Annotated in this window: 14 protein-coding genes; 6 read left to right on the plus strand and 8 right to left on the minus strand. The window is 70.7% G+C overall.

The genetic code is table 11. From position 1 onward, the window contains the following. Window positions 1-31 precede the first annotated feature (31 nt). Together ACFO4E_RS08835 and ACFO4E_RS08840 are read right to left on the minus strand one after the other, a co-directional pair. The gene (locus tag ACFO4E_RS08835; protein ID WP_378572731.1) at window positions 32-220 is read right to left on the minus strand and encodes a DUF397 domain-containing protein; all 189 of its coding nucleotides are present in this window, start codon (window positions 218-220) and stop codon (window positions 32-34) included. A 23-nt stretch (window positions 221-243) separates the two neighbouring features. After that, on the minus strand, window positions 244-1,053 hold the full coding sequence (locus ACFO4E_RS08840; RefSeq protein ID WP_378572733.1) for a helix-turn-helix domain-containing protein: 810 nt from the start codon (window positions 1,051-1,053) through the stop codon (window positions 244-246). A gap of 257 nt (window positions 1,054-1,310) precedes the next feature. Between ACFO4E_RS08840 and ACFO4E_RS08845 the strand changes: the two genes are divergently transcribed. From ACFO4E_RS08845 to ACFO4E_RS08870, 6 genes are all read left to right on the plus strand, one after another. Next, complete coding sequence (locus ACFO4E_RS08845) at window positions 1,311-1,583, plus strand: hypothetical protein (RefSeq protein WP_378572735.1); 273 nt, start codon at window positions 1,311-1,313, stop codon at window positions 1,581-1,583. Beyond that, a complete protein-coding gene (locus ACFO4E_RS08850; RefSeq protein WP_378572736.1) occupies window positions 1,580-2,023 on the plus strand; it encodes an ATP-binding protein in 444 nt (147 codons plus the stop codon). Before ACFO4E_RS08845 ends, ACFO4E_RS08850 begins: the two co-directional genes overlap by 4 nt. Further along, on the plus strand, window positions 2,020-2,214 hold the full coding sequence (locus ACFO4E_RS08855) for a hypothetical protein (protein ID WP_378572738.1): 195 nt from the start codon (window positions 2,020-2,022) through the stop codon (window positions 2,212-2,214). Before ACFO4E_RS08850 ends, ACFO4E_RS08855 begins: the two co-directional genes overlap by 4 nt. A gap of 343 nt (window positions 2,215-2,557) precedes the next feature. Next, window positions 2,558-2,893: a hypothetical protein gene (locus ACFO4E_RS08860; protein ID WP_378572740.1), complete on the plus strand. Its 336-nt coding sequence runs from the start codon at window positions 2,558-2,560 to the stop codon at window positions 2,891-2,893. 58 nt (window positions 2,894-2,951) lie between these two features. Next, window positions 2,952-4,727: a polymorphic toxin-type HINT domain-containing protein gene (locus ACFO4E_RS08865; protein WP_378572742.1), complete on the plus strand. Its 1,776-nt coding sequence runs from the start codon at window positions 2,952-2,954 to the stop codon at window positions 4,725-4,727. Further along, window positions 4,714-5,091 carry a CPCC family cysteine-rich protein gene (locus ACFO4E_RS08870; RefSeq protein ID WP_378572744.1) on the plus strand — a complete coding sequence of 126 codons (378 nt, stop codon included), beginning with the start codon at window positions 4,714-4,716 and terminating at the stop codon, window positions 5,089-5,091. Before ACFO4E_RS08865 ends, ACFO4E_RS08870 begins: the two co-directional genes overlap by 14 nt. 48 nt (window positions 5,092-5,139) lie before the next feature. On the opposite strand, the gene ACFO4E_RS08875 is transcribed toward ACFO4E_RS08870, so the two are convergent. From ACFO4E_RS08875 to ACFO4E_RS08900, 6 genes are all read right to left on the minus strand, one after another. After that, entirely contained in the window at window positions 5,140-6,723 is a 1,584-nt protein-coding gene (locus ACFO4E_RS08875) for a glycosyltransferase (protein WP_378572746.1), read from the minus strand. Then, window positions 6,720-7,181: a UDP-N-acetylglucosamine--LPS N-acetylglucosamine transferase gene (locus ACFO4E_RS08880; RefSeq protein WP_378572747.1), complete on the minus strand. Its 462-nt coding sequence runs from the start codon at window positions 7,179-7,181 to the stop codon at window positions 6,720-6,722. The genes ACFO4E_RS08875 and ACFO4E_RS08880 overlap by 4 nt, the downstream gene beginning before the upstream one ends. 203 nt (window positions 7,182-7,384) lie before the next feature. After that, window positions 7,385-8,920, minus strand: a complete 1,536-nt coding sequence (locus ACFO4E_RS08885; protein WP_378572749.1) for a polysaccharide biosynthesis C-terminal domain-containing protein — start codon at window positions 8,918-8,920, stop codon at window positions 7,385-7,387. Further along, window positions 8,917-9,798 carry a sulfotransferase gene (locus ACFO4E_RS08890; RefSeq protein ID WP_378572751.1) on the minus strand — a complete coding sequence of 294 codons (882 nt, stop codon included), beginning with the start codon at window positions 9,796-9,798 and terminating at the stop codon, window positions 8,917-8,919. Before ACFO4E_RS08890 ends, ACFO4E_RS08885 begins: the two co-directional genes overlap by 4 nt. 88 nt (window positions 9,799-9,886) lie before the next feature. Further along, window positions 9,887-11,134: a phosphotransferase gene (locus ACFO4E_RS08895; protein ID WP_378572753.1), complete on the minus strand. Its 1,248-nt coding sequence runs from the start codon at window positions 11,132-11,134 to the stop codon at window positions 9,887-9,889. After that, window positions 11,134-12,858 carry a YML083C domain-containing protein gene (locus ACFO4E_RS08900; protein ID WP_378572755.1) on the minus strand — a complete coding sequence of 575 codons (1,725 nt, stop codon included), beginning with the start codon at window positions 12,856-12,858 and terminating at the stop codon, window positions 11,134-11,136. The genes ACFO4E_RS08895 and ACFO4E_RS08900 overlap by 1 nt, the downstream gene beginning before the upstream one ends. Window positions 12,859-13,478 lie beyond the last annotated feature (620 nt).

Raw genomic sequence — 13,478 nt, forward strand, 5'->3', positions numbered from 1 at the left:
CGGCCATCGGTGTATGCCAAAGGGGGAGGTCTCAGAGTTCGCCGGCTTTGACCCCGTCGACGAAGGCGACCCACTCGGCCCCGGGAAACTCCAGATGACCGAGGTGCCGGTTCTGCGTGTCACGCATGGCCGAGACGCCGAGCACATCAGCGACCTCCACGCAGTTCTCCCCCTTGGCGGTGGAGTAGCTGGACTTGCGGAACTGGAGGGACTCATGCATGCGGGACCGGACCTTCTGCGTGACTAGAGCAAACTGACAAGATGCGTACGCGTAGCTTCAACGGACATCGCGGACGCACTTACATACTGGTACACGAGATCCCAGGCTTCGAGGGCTTCAGGCTCTTCATCGATCCTTGAGGCGACCGAGTTCTCCGTGTAGACGAGTCCGGAGTCTTCGGGGAAATCCAGCAGGGTGAACCCACCTCCCACGGCGGCGTGCAGTCCTGCTTCGTCCGGGAGTATCTGCACCCGCAAGGCCGGGCGTTGCACGTCGATCAGGTACCGGATCTGCTCTTCACGGATGTCGGCTGGGATCTTGCGGATCGCGGCCTCATCGATAATCGCCCAGTAGACGGGCGGTGACCCTTTGGGGTCGAGGAGTTGCTGCCGCAGCATGCGTGCTTCGACCCGACGAGTTACTTCGGCCGTGTCTTCGACACCGCCGCCTTCAATGATGCGTCGAGCATACGATTCCGTCTGGAGCAGACCGGGCAGGACCGCGATCTCCACGGTGCGTATACGCGAAGCGCCTGGTTCCAGTCCCGTGAGCAGTCCGCGCCCAAGAACGTCGGCGTAAGCCGACCACCAGCCCTTCTGGCGTGCTTCCTTGGCGAGCTGGACGTATTCGGCGCGTTGTGCCAGGTCGGTGACGCGGTAGATGTCCAGCAGGAGTTCGACGTCCTCGACCGTCGGCCTGAGCCACTCGTTCCGTTCGAGGCGAGTGATCTTGGAGGCCGACCACTTGCTGGCCCCTGCCTGCCGGGCTTGCTCAGTGACTTGATCCGCTGTCAGGCCGGTGGCCTCTCGACGCTCCTTCAACTGCCTACTCAAGCGTCGCTTGCTGAGCGGGGGAGAGCTGGCCACCAGCGTCGTCCTCCTCGTAGCGGGGCCGTCGGTCTGTCCAGATCCTAGGGCTGGTGCTTGGTTTTCGGACATTCGAAGCATCACCCATCCACATCTAGGTCACTATGCAGAAAGCATGTCACTAATTCAAAAGTTGGTCTTGCATTTTTCATCACTCACCGCAACCATGGGACTACCAGATGGCCTGGCCGGGTGCATGCCCGGCTTCACCCCAAGGGGGTCACATGCGATTCCTGCTCAGCCTTCTCACCCGGTGGCAGGTGCCGCCGACGCACGGGCGGCACTGCCGCTGCTGCGTCGTCGCCCGGTGGTGGAACTGCCCCCGCTGCGGACGGACGTTTTCAAAGCCCACCCCGAACCACGCCTGCCCGGGCGAGCCCACGCCCCCGGCCCGGCCCGCCGCCCTCGCCGTCACCTTCAATGACGGGCTCGACGACCTCCGGGCCGAACTCAGCCCCCTCCTCCAAGGGCTCGTGGTCGCGGGAGGTGTGCGGTGAGCGCGACCGCCTCCACGCGTGCCGCGCGGGCACCCGGCCTGCGCCTGCTGCACCGCCTCGACGGCGTGCCCGAAGCCGCCTCCACCGCCCGCGACATCATGGTCCTCGACCTCGGGCCCCGGCATCCCTACCTCTACAACGCCCAGCTGGTCGTATCCGAGCTGGCGACCAACGCCGTGACCCACACCTGCTCCGGCCTCCCGGGCGGGTTCCTGATCCTCTACGTCGAAGCCACCGCGCAGACCGCCCGCATCGAGGTCGGCGACGCCGGCCCACTACCCGGCGCCCGAACCCGCCCCCGGATCGCCCGCCCCGATGCCGACAGCGAGCACGGGCGCGGCCTCGCCCTCGTGGACGCCTTCACCGACGACTGGGGCACCCGCCGCGACGCGGACGGCACCAGCACCGTATGGGCGTGCTGGAGCGGGGAAGCGCCGTGATTGAACTGCGCAACGGGCCCCTCGACGGCACCGAGATCAGCACCGACCTCGCCCGCCTCGTCGAAAGCTTCGCCCTTGGCGGCATCGACCTACGCCTCGCCGACTTCCTCGGCCCCCACATCCGGGGAGTCGCCACCTACGCACCCGACACCACGGGCAGATGGCTCTACAGAGGAACGGCCCACCCCTGACAGCCAAAGACCGCCGCGCGCCGGGGCACCGCTCAACCCTCCCCACTCGGCGCGCGGCCCCGCACAGTCGGTGCTGCGGATTACCGACGTCGCGCTATTAGCGGGGCGATTCCCGGAGAACACATCGCCCTCGAATATCCACTCGCGTCACGACGACCACTCCCATATCCTGGCTTGTCCACCCCAGGACCGATGTGCGCCCTCTCGCCGTGGAATGTCCACCCTGGGTGTTACGGTCGTTACCGCGAATCATTTCCCCCAGCTGCCCGTATCCCCCCTGTCCCGAGGAAGCCGCTGCGTGTCCGCGTCCCCCGCTCTGCCCACACAGCTCAAGACCGCCCGGGTGCTGCTGTTCATCACCGCCGGGATTGCATTCCTGCTCTTCTTCATCCTGATCGTCGCCGACGCCGACCAGACCACGTTGTACCTCGGGTTTTTCGCCTACCTCGGCCAGGGGGCGATCGCACTCACGCTCGGGCTTCTGCTGGCTCGCGGCGGTCCTTGGGTGCTCTACGCGACCTGCGCGTACACCGGCGTGATCCTGCTCTGGAGCCTGCTCACCCTTCTGGGAGGCGAGACCGCGGGTCTCACCCAGATGCTCCTGCCCGGACTTGTCTTGTTCCTGGCCACCCGACCTGCCTCGCGCGACCACCTGCGTCGTGCACGCCCGGCCGTTTGACCCTTCCGCCCAGTCATTTCTCCACCTGACCCCCCGGTTCCCCCCAAGGTGATGCTTGTTGCTGCGCAGAATCCATGACCCCGAGCGAGGCGCCAACTTCGTCGAGTACGCCGCCGTTATCTTGCTTGTGGCCGTGATCACCAGCACCGTGATCGGCTCCGGTATCACCGGGCGCGTCACCGGCATGATCGAGAGCGCCGTCGACTCTGTCGGCGCCGAAGGGGACGGTTCCGGCCCGCAGGCCGACGGCGAGGAACCGACCGACACCGGTAGCGACGATGAAGGGCCGGACGCCGAACCCGCCGACGACGGCGGGGACGGCCCGCTGGACTTCATGCCCGCCTTCGACGCCGACCTCGATCCCGGAAACGGAGCCGGGGGGTCGTTCATGCCGCTGGGGCTGGACAGCCTCCTGCCCGGCCCGGGAAGCGGTGGGCTCGTCCACACCTACTCCACCGGTTCCTTCCGCGAGGACATTGCCGGCCTGGTCGATGACGCGGTCCAGTCCCAGGCGCGTGCCACCCGAGAGGGGATGGAGATGGCCGAGGAGACCATCTCCGGTTCGATCGAACTCTATGAGGACCTGCGCGAGGACGCCCCGGGGACCATCCGCCGGGGCCTGGCGAACGGCGCCGTCGCCGTCGGGGAGATGCACGACGAATACGCCTCGACGATGCGTGACAGCTTCGGGCTGATCCGCCAGGGCTTCAACGACGGCGACTACCTGGGCGGGCTGTGGGACGGCGCGAGCCACATGGGGTTGTGGAACCTCACCCAGGCCACGCAGTTCGCCATCAGCGAGGAGGGGTTCGAGCACTTCGCCAACGGCGACTTCGAGGAAGGTCTCATCCGCTCCTCCGCCAACATCGGGAGCTGGTTCGTCGGCGGGCCCGCGCTCAAGGGCCTTTCCAAACTTCCCACGGCCCTCGGCGGCCGGGGCTCGGATGGCGATGGCAACGGCCCCGACCCGGATCCCGAACCCAACCCGGACGCCCAGCACCTGGCCGACGGCGACTCGGACGGGCAGGGTCAGGATCGCAGCGAGGAGGACAGCGACCGCGACGGCACGTCCTGCCCTACCGGAAACAGCTTCGTTCCCGGCACGGCGGTCCTACTCGCGAACGGCACGAGCGTGCCCATCGAGGACATCGCGGTGGGCGATGAAGTGCTGGCGTTCGATCCGCTGACGGGTGAAGAGGGCCCGCGCGAGGTCACTGACACCATCACCGGCGATGGCCAGAAGACCCTGGTCACCCTCACCATCGCCACCGCCGACGGCATAACGGACACGGTCACCGCCACCGACGAACACCCCTTCTGGGCCCCCGAACAGGCCCAGTGGGTCGACGCCATCGACGTGGAACCGGGAACCTGGCTCCGCACCTCCACCGGCACCTGGGCCCAAGTCACCGCAGTCGAAACCGACACGGCCGAGGACCAGAGAGTCCACAACCTCACCATCGCCGACCTTCAGACCTACTATGTGCTCGCGGGCGACTCGTCGCTTTTGGTTCATAACCAGAACTTGTGCGGCGCTGATGAGTGGACGACATCGGGCAACCTTGATCGTCACTACGCTGATCACGGCGATGAAATGGGGTACGAGACGCAGATCGAATACAGCTCTGCGGCAATCGATCTCATGTGCGAATGTGACGGTGCTCGGCCCGGCGTCCTCATTAAGAGAGATGGAGATAAGGCATATTACTTTGACCCGGAATCTGGTGAGTTCGGGACTAGGAGTAGTCGTGGAATCATTACATTCTTCATTCCAGATGATCCGCAATCCTATTTTGACAGGCAGTCGGGAGTGTTGGTGAATGGTGAGTCCTGACCGAGGGGACAATCCGTGCCCATGCTGCGGATATAAGGTCCATTCTGATGGTGCTGGATCGTACTTAATCTGCCCAATCTGTTTCTGGGAGGACGATCCTCAGGCTCTCCGATGGCCCTTTGGGGCCGACAATGCTAATAAAATTTCCCTATTCGATGCGCAGCGAAACTATGCGGAATTTGGCGCAAAAACGGAGCGATCTGTGCCGTTCGTCGCCTCTGCTGTTGGCGAGGAGCGGGAAGAGGGGTTTCGTCCGATTGACCGCGACGGCGACAACTTTGAACCGACCTATGTTCAGGAGTCATCGTGGCCGGAGGACAGATCTGTCCTCTATTGGTGGCGACCAACATTCTGGCGAAATTGAAACCGTGGCAATCGATGTGGTCTCCGCAGTGTCTCCGATCCGATGGTGTTAGATACCTCTGCCCCTCCGGTGGAGGGTGCGGGTCACCAGTCCTGCGGGTAGGCCGCAGGTGACCGCCAGTGCCAGGTAGGCGCGGGCCTCGGTTGGGCGGGCTCGGATGGTGGTGATCGACCATTCCAAAGCTGCTCGGCGGCGGCCGGCTGCTGCCTCTGCGAAGGCGATTTGGCCCGCGACTCTGGCATGGCCTCGGGGGATCAGGCGGAATTCCGGGTAGCTGTCCAGGAGCCAGCGCAGGGCGGTGGAGATGGTCTGCCAGCGGCCCGTGAAGTAGGACTGGCGGTGCCACAGCACCCGCACCTCGGCCTCTGGGATGTTGCGGATCGGGGCGCGTCGGGCCATCCGCAAGAGGAGTTCGTAGTCCTCCCCGTAGCTGCCGGGGATCTCCTCGCTGACCGGTCCGCAGCCGTCGACCAACGCACTGCGGCGGATCAGGAACGTCGATGGGTGCAGCTCGGTCAGTCGCGATCGCAGCAGGTCGGCGAAGGTGACACTCGTGCGCTTGAGGACCCGGCGGACCTCCGTGCGGTCGTAGGCGACGTGAATGCCGCAGCACACCATCTCGGTCTCGGGCTCGGCGCGCATCACCTCCACCTGGGCGCGCAGCTTGGCCGGCAGCCAGGTGTCGTCATCGTCGCAGAAGGCGACCAGTTCGCTGGTCGCTGCCAGGATCCCGGTGTTGCGCGCGCCGGCCAGCCCCGGGCTGAGCGTGTTGCCCATGACCCGCACCGGACGGTCGCCCGTGTCGTGCGCCACCGAGTGGTCCGGCCGGTCGTTGTCGTAGACGACCAGGCTGGTGATGGTGCCCTGGTACTCCTGTGCCGCGATGGAGCGAAGGGTGCGGCGCAGGAGTTCGGGGCGGTCTCGGGTCGGGATCACGACGGTGACGTCCGGCCACCGTTCGCCGAACGGCAGCGGGGCCGGCGGAGGGATCGGCCGGTCCGCGACGGGCTGCGGGGCGAGCAGGTCGATCAGCCTCCCGGCCTCGCGCGCGACGGCGTCGGCGCCGTCCTCCGCCTCCGCGTCCAGTCGGAATTCGCCCGGATGGTCGAGCGCCTTGTCGAGGGCCGCGGTGAACTGCTGGTGACTGGCGCAGGAGAGCACGCGTTCGGACGCGTCGAGCCGGGCGACGAAGCGGATCTGGTGGTCGTCGACGTGCTCGCCCAGCTCGGGGTCACGGGCGACCGTGATCGGCAGGTGCCCCAGCCGTCTGGCCTCGGTCACGGTCGCCGGTCCGCCGTGCGTCACCACGGCCGCGGCGGTGGCCATGGCGGCGTGCAGGCGTGCGCCGTCGAGGAACGCCTCCCCCTCGGCGGACACGGGGGCCGCCGAGGCGCCGTGCTGGACGAGGACCCGGACGTCGGGATGGTCGGCCGCGTAGGCGTCGGCCCAGTTGACCAGACGCGTGAAGGGGTGGTGGTCGGTGCCGACGGTGACAAGGACGAGCGGGCGAGGGTCTGTGCCCTCGGTGTCGACGCAGGCTCTATTCGCCTCGTCGGCTGGTTCGGCGGTGTGCTTCTGGCCGCTGCGGTCGGCGTCGCCGGAACGGGTGGACGGGTCGGGTGTGTCGGTCACAGCAGAGGCCCCACGGTGATGGCGGTCGGCATGAACGAGCGCTGTTCCTCCCACTGGGCGAGGAACAGCCGGGTGAACGGGCGGCACAGCCGGGCGGTCAGGGTCGGGGTGTCGATCCGGTCGTAGACCTCGATGTAGACGGTCGGTATCCGGAGCAGCCACGCCAGGACGAAGAACGGCAGGGCGACACCGGCCCCGGTGGTGACCACCACCGCCGGGCGCAGCCGCGCGAACGTGCGCGCCGCGAGTGCCGCGTTGCGCAGCAGGTTGCCGATGTGCCGCGTCGTGGGGCGGTGCGCCCAGCGCACGTCGTCCTCGCCGCTGAGGAGCGCCGTGGCGTCGCTGGTCGCAAAGGTCACCCACACGCGCTCGCGCCCCTCCCACCAGGGACGCAGCGACCACAATTGGGCGAGGTGCCCCCCGCTGGAGGCGATGAGCAAGACCGGGGCCGTGGACATGCGGTCATCGTTACACAACACAACGTGATTTCCTGGTTGCGAAGGGTGATGTCATGGAAATCGCGGGCAGAGGAGGATGCTTGCCCGCTTAAGGCCACCGGGAGGGGCCGCCGGATCGGCGGCGACAAGGCCGACGAGGACGGGACTCCCGCTCCGCGAACCGCGTTGGCGGCGTCTCGCACCCGGATCGGGGTGACCATGACTCATTCGGAGGGCGCGGGCTCCGGCCTCGACACCGGCACGGTCCGGCGCGGGCGCAGCAGGCCCTCCAGCCGCAGCGGGCCCCGCAGAAGCCACAGGGTGGCGACATGCCCGGCGCCCCCCGCCGTCAGTGCGACCGCGAGGGAGACCGGCCCGCTCCCGAGGACCGCCGCGCAGGCCAGCGGCAGCGCGCCGAACCACACCAGGCACACCGCGACCGCGATGAGCCACCCCCTCCCGAAGGGGTGCAGCCCCAGGCTCCGCGACAGCTGGGCCACGGGCAGGACGTTGCGCACCGCGATCGCCGCCGCCCAGGCCATCGCCGCGCCCAGCGCGCCCCATCCGGGGATCAGCGCCAGGCACAGCAGGATGTTCACCAGCAGGGCCAGGCCGTTGTTCACCAGGTTCCAGCCGGTCCGCCCGGCCATGGTCAGCACGGTGTCGCCCATGCCCATGGCCGTCGAGCCGAGCTGCGCCGCAGCGATCACGACCAGCGCCCCGGCGCCCTCCGCGTAGTCCGGCCCGAAGAGCCGCATCACCAGGGGGGCGTAGACGATCGCGGGCAGGAACAGCGGCCACGTCAGGCAGATGAGCCACGCGGTACTGGCCCGGTACAGGGTGCCCGCCGCCCGGCGGTCGTCCACGGCGAGCAGTTCGGCAAGGCGCGGCTGCGCGGCGAACTGGATCGCCTGCGCGCCGAACTGCCCCACCACCGGCAGCCGGGTCGCGGCGGTGAAGACGGCGGCCGCGGCGCCGCCCTGCATCGCCGCGACGAGGACGATCCCGCTGCGCTGGATGCCGAGCTGGGCGATGGTGGCCACCGAACGGGGCAGGGTGAACGACCAGAACGCCGCCGGGGTGACCGGCCCCGCCGCATCGTCCGGGGACTCGCCGGACCGCGCCCGGCGCACGATGCGGCGGAGCCAGAACCAGGCGACGACGGCGGCGGGCAGGTACGGCCCGGCCCACGCGACCACCAGCAGCCCGGCGCCGCCGGTGACCGCCACGCCCGCCACCAGCGCCACTTGGGCGAGGGGGCGGCCCACCCGCCCCACGAGCACGGTCGCGCCCATGTCGCGCAGTCCGCGTGTCGCCGCCAGCGCGGCGTCGGTGACCACCGCGAACGGCAGGAACACCGCGAGCAGCCGGACGTAGGAAACCGCCCCTTCTGCGCCGACGAGCCGTGCGACGTCGTCGGCGCAGGCGAACAGGGCCGCCGCGACGGCCACGGAGACGACGGCGACGGGGCCGAACACCTGGCGCAGCAGGTGCGGGATCCGCCCCGCGCCCCCGAGCGCCCGCAGCCTCGCCACGAAGTACACCAGCCCGGTGGACGCTCCGAGGTCGGCGACGGCGGCGGCGATGAGGAACACGGAGGTCAGCGAGAACAGCAGCCCGGCCGTGTCCTGGGGGAAGGCCCGGGCCACCAGCACGATCAGCCCCGTGTTGAGGGCGGCGCCGACCACCGCGCCCGCCACGTTCAGCGCCCCGCCCCGCGCGACGCGGGAGAGGTCCGCGCCCTCCGCCGGAGGACTCACCCGCGCCACGAGGGTACGCGGCCCCACCAGTCGGCGAGCCGCCGGTCGGCGTCCGCGAAGTGGGCGCGGAGCCTGCCGCGCAGCGCCTCGGGCATGGGGGCGCCGCGCGGCCGGGCGTTGTGGCGCTCGAACGCGATGCCGCTGTCGTGGGCGATCCCGAGGAAGTCGGCGACCCCGGCGAACACCGGTTCCGGGGTGGCGAAGAACGCCTCGCTCTCGACCACGTGCAGCCGGTCCCGCCCGATGTGCTTCTCCAGCCGCTGGAGCTGGTCGGCGTAGTGCCCGCGGCGGAGGTAGGCGTGGTGCCGGTGGTGGTGGGAGCGGGCCGCCGGGTCGGCGCACAGCAGCTCCTCGGTGCCGGCGAGGCGCTCCTCCTCCAGCTCCAGCGCCCGTTCGAAGGGCTCCGTCTCGAAGCCCCGGGCCAGTTCGTGGGCGTGCGCGGAGTAGGCGCGCTCGACCGGGTCGCGCAGCAGCACGATGACGCGCACGCCGGGAAGGTCGCGGGCGATGCGCTCGGCGGCGAGGGGATGGAAGAGGTAGTAGGGGCTGGACTCTCCCACGGCCGTCCGCCCCAGGGCGCGCAGCGTCGCGGTCAGCGGGAAGTGCGCGCGGTACCAGTCCAGGCCGCGCGTGTAGCCGGCGTCGAAGTAGTGCACCCCTTTGCGCAGCGTCGGGCCCGCCACCTGGGGGTGCTGGACCAGGGCCTTGAACAGCGATGTGGTGCCGCAGCGCTGGCCTCCGGCGATGAGGAACGTGGGCAGCGCGCGGCCGCGCCGGGTGGCCTGGCCCACCGCATCGGGCATTACCCGAAGCGCCGGGTGGAGCGACTTCGGCAGCAGCCGCCCGGCCGCCGATGTCACGGACGACGGGATCGACATGGGACCCTCCTCATTCGTTTCGCATGCGATACCGGTCCGGAGCGCGGAGCGCCGGCCGGGGCAGGGGAGGAGCCGCCGCGAACGGCGTTCAGGCCGGGCTCCTGGAGGTGTGGGCGGCGCGGTGGCCCAGGCCGGCCAGGGCGGGGAGGAGCCAGTCGTCCACGGCGGCGAGGAATCCGCCGGCCTCGTCCTGCCGGTCGTGCAGGTACCGGGTCGCCAGGTCGACCAGGTAGAGCGCCATCACCGTGGACGCGGTGCCCGGCGCCAGTCCGGCCGCCACCAGCAAAGGGTCGCGCAGGAGGCGGGCCCCGCTGTCGAGCCAGCGGCGCACCCCCGGGTGCACACCGCTCTGCACGCACTCGTTCAGCTCGTAGTGCAGCGCGTCGAACCCGATCGGGACCCCGAACTCCAGGCGCTCCCAGTCCCACACGAACGCCCGGCGCGCCGTGCCGGCGACGTTCCACCTGGTCAGATCGCCGTGCCAGGCGCCGAACGGCAGCCGTACGTCGGGGAGCCGCTCCAGCGCGGCCCGCAGCGCGGGCACCTCGGGGCGGTCCCCCAAGACGTCGATCCGCTCCGCGAGCGCCTGCCGGTACGGGCTGCCGGACAGCGGGAGGTGCACGACCGGGGCGAGTTCGCTGATCTGCACCACGCACCGCAGCAACTGGCGCCGCGTCGGGCGGTCCGTCTGGTCGCCCACCGGCAGCGCCTCCTGCACCAGCAGCGGGCCGCCGTTCCACTCCTGGGTGTGCAGCAGCCGCGGCACCGTGACGTCGCGCATCCGGGCGCCGGAGATCCGACGCAGCGCCCGCGTCTCGGCCCTGACCAGGCGCGACGTGAGGGCGTTCACCCCGATCTTCGCGTAGCCGACCGTGCGCCCGCCGGGGGTGAGCAGGAGCAGGACGGGCTTGCGGTTGGCCCGCGGCGGCCCGATGTGGATCGCGATGACGACCTCCCGGTCCAGCGCGGACGACAGCGCCTGCTCGATGGAATGTGCCGTGGCCACGTGCAGCCGGTCGCGGAGCAGCATCGGGGCCAGCCCGCTGGCGAACGCCGTCGTCAGCAGGGCGGCGCGCAGGCGGGCACGCGCGGAGTGGCGCTGGGCGAACGCCGAGATCCCGCGCGCCGCGGTGAAGCGGTCGTCCGCCGGCAGGATCACCCGCGGGTGGTGAGCGGACGGGACCGGCAGGTAGGCGCGGAACCCTCCCTCATCGTCGTCCGGCCCGAGGGCGCGTGCACCGAGCGGCCGCGACGTCTCCCCTCCGCGCTCGAAACGCCCGCCGCCGGGCCAGAGGACCTGCGCGAGCCCGGTGAGGTAGGCGGCATCGTCGGCCATTACGCGGCACCCCCCGCCACGGCGACCGGAGACCGGCCCTCGGCGGCGCGTCGCCACAGGAGCGCGACGGCGACCATCGAGACGGCCAGCGGTCCCGCCAGCGCGACATAGAACGACATGTACCAGAAGAGCAGCAGGACGGTCAGCAGGCAGGCCGCCCCCACCGGCGCGGAGTCCCGCCGGAAGCGCCACGCGATCTGCGCGAAGAAGGCCACGAACAGAGCCGTCCCCACCCAGCCGTTGGCGATCAGGGTCAGCTGGAGCTGCCCGTTGTTGCCGATGGTGTGGTTGCCGCAGCCCGGGCACTCGGGGGAGCTCCCGACGGCGATCGACGCGGAGCTGCCGAGCATGTCGCGCGTGGACCCCCAGCCCAGGACCGGCGACGCGTTCGCCGCCTCGACCGCCGCGATGCTCGCGGCCGCCCGCCCGTCGTCGCTGTGCGGGTGGCCGACGCGCTCCTGGACCACCGTCGCGAGCGGCGACAGCAGTGCCGCGGCGGCGAGCACCGCCAGCCCGCCGCCGCATATCGCGACGGCGGCGACCCGCCCCCGGCGCAGCAGGCACACCAGCAGGAACGCCACGGATAGCGCGAGCCCCACCCACAGTGCCCGGTTCAGCGAGTGGACGACGGGGACCGCGGCGGCGGCCACCGCGGCGACGGCGGCGCAGCGCGTGGCCATGCCGCCGCGCGCGATCCAGGCGACCGCCAGCCAGACCAGGAGCAGCGACAGCATGTTGCCCCAGGTGTTCGTGTACTCCCAGGGCGCCTTCGGCCGGGCCGACTCGTACCCGAGTACGTCCATGATCTGCGCGGACGCGGGATGAACGAGCGCCTGCACGTAGGCGTCGGCGGCGACCCCGGCGGGCAGCAGCATCTCGACGGGCGAGGTGAACTCGAACGTCGGTGCCACCAGCCCCAGGAACCCGCCGCCGATCGTCGCCAGGCACAGCACCCCCAGCGCACGGGCGACGTCCAGATCCGCCAGCACCCGCGCGGAGGGCCGACCCGTTCCACGCACCGCGGAGCCCGAAGGAACGCCGTCCGATGCTCCCGGCCCCGGAACCGCCCATGGCCGATGCCGCGCATCACCGGGCGCCCGTCCCCGGACGCCGCCGCAGGCGACGGTCGGGTCCTCCCGCAGGGGGTGCGCGGTTCCCGGTTCGGCGGCGTATGCCGGATCGCGGTCGTCGTCCGGTGCCGGATGGGCGTGGGCGAACGGCTCCGGTGCCGTGGCCGTCACGGTGCCTGACGACGACACTGCCGATGGCGACGACGCCGCCGATGCCCTTCCGGAGTCGCCCCCGCCGGCCACCAGGGGGAGGAGCGCCGGCGGAGAGTGCGCGCCGGGTTCCGCGGGAAGCCCGGGCCCCTCCTGAATGCCGCATGGGCGCGCGGAGGCGCTGGACGCGGGGCGGCCGGGGGTGTTGCCGATGTAGAGCAGCAGGACGGTGAGCGCGAGGTAGGTCAGGAGCCGCATCAGCGCGCCGGCCGGGCCGCCGCTGCCGGGCAGGGTTCCGGGCGGGGTGAGGCCGATCAACGCGAGCCCGGCCACCGACCAGACGAGGAACAGTCCCCAGAGCCAGAACCCCGGAGGCAGCCGCAGGCCGACCGTCCGGTGGCGGCGGACGAGATCGGCCGCCATCGGCACCGCGAAGATCCAGAACGCGAACTGCCCCAACCCGAGCGCCCACCACACGGGGTATCCGCCGAACAGCCAGAGCACCGGCCACCCGGGCCGACCCACGGACCACGCGGCGCTCGCCACGGGCCGCTCGGACCACCCCGTTCCACCGGTCGGTGCCGTGCGGACGGGTGAGGCCGCCGAGCCAGGTTCGACAGGAGGCGAGATGGGCGGCTGCGTCATAGCCCACCGCCCTCTCGCCGTCCCTGACCGCGCCCGCCCGGCTCCGCCTCGGGAGATTCATCGACTTCGCCATGGTCGTGCGGCCTCGATGGGGCGTCCGGTCGAAGGTCGGTGGTCGGCGGGTGGACGTTCTCTTCCGCTCGTGGTCGTCGTGCGGGTCGGTGGGTTGAGTGAGGGGCGTCGTGATGTCCCTCTTGTGCAGGTCGGCGCGGGGCGAGCGCAGAGCGCTCATCGACGACTCGACCATGGGCGGCGCCGTGCACCGCTGATCCGGGACGGCGGCGACGGCCACGGGCCGCCGGGCCGAGGCGGGCGGGGTCCGCATGCACGTCCGAACGATCGAGGACGTCGTCGTGGGTGGTCTGCGGTCGGCGCCCGAGGGCTCCGATCGGCTCGCCCGGTCCGGGGCGTACCGGCTGCGTGGGCTCCCCGGGACGAGCTGGAGGGCGCCGGGGCGCGGCGGCGGGCTTGCCGCCGGC

It is taken from the genome of Nocardiopsis mangrovi (assembly GCF_042653925.1).
Taxonomy (GTDB): Bacteria; Actinomycetota; Actinomycetes; order Streptosporangiales; family Streptosporangiaceae; genus Nocardiopsis_B; species Nocardiopsis_B mangrovi.

Bases quoted from the DNA above. Each gene is read 5' to 3' on its own strand.
- ACFO4E_RS08845 (WP_378572735.1), top strand. From the start codon at position 1,311: ATGCGATTCCTGCTCAGCCTTCTCACCCGGTGGCAGGTGCCGCCGACG.
- ACFO4E_RS08880 (WP_378572747.1), bottom strand. From the start codon at position 7,181: ATGTCCACGGCCCCGGTCTTGCTCATCGCCTCCAGCGGGGGGCACCTC.
- ACFO4E_RS08890 (WP_378572751.1), bottom strand. From the start codon at position 9,798: ATGTCGATCCCGTCGTCCGTGACATCGGCGGCCGGGCGGCTGCTGCCG.
- ACFO4E_RS08895 (WP_378572753.1), bottom strand. From the start codon at position 11,134: ATGGCCGACGATGCCGCCTACCTCACCGGGCTCGCGCAGGTCCTCTGG.
- ACFO4E_RS08835 (WP_378572731.1), bottom strand. From the start codon at position 220: ATGCATGAGTCCCTCCAGTTCCGCAAGTCCAGCTACTCCACCGCCAAG.
- ACFO4E_RS08870 (WP_378572744.1), top strand. From the start codon at position 4,714: ATGGTGAGTCCTGACCGAGGGGACAATCCGTGCCCATGCTGCGGATAT.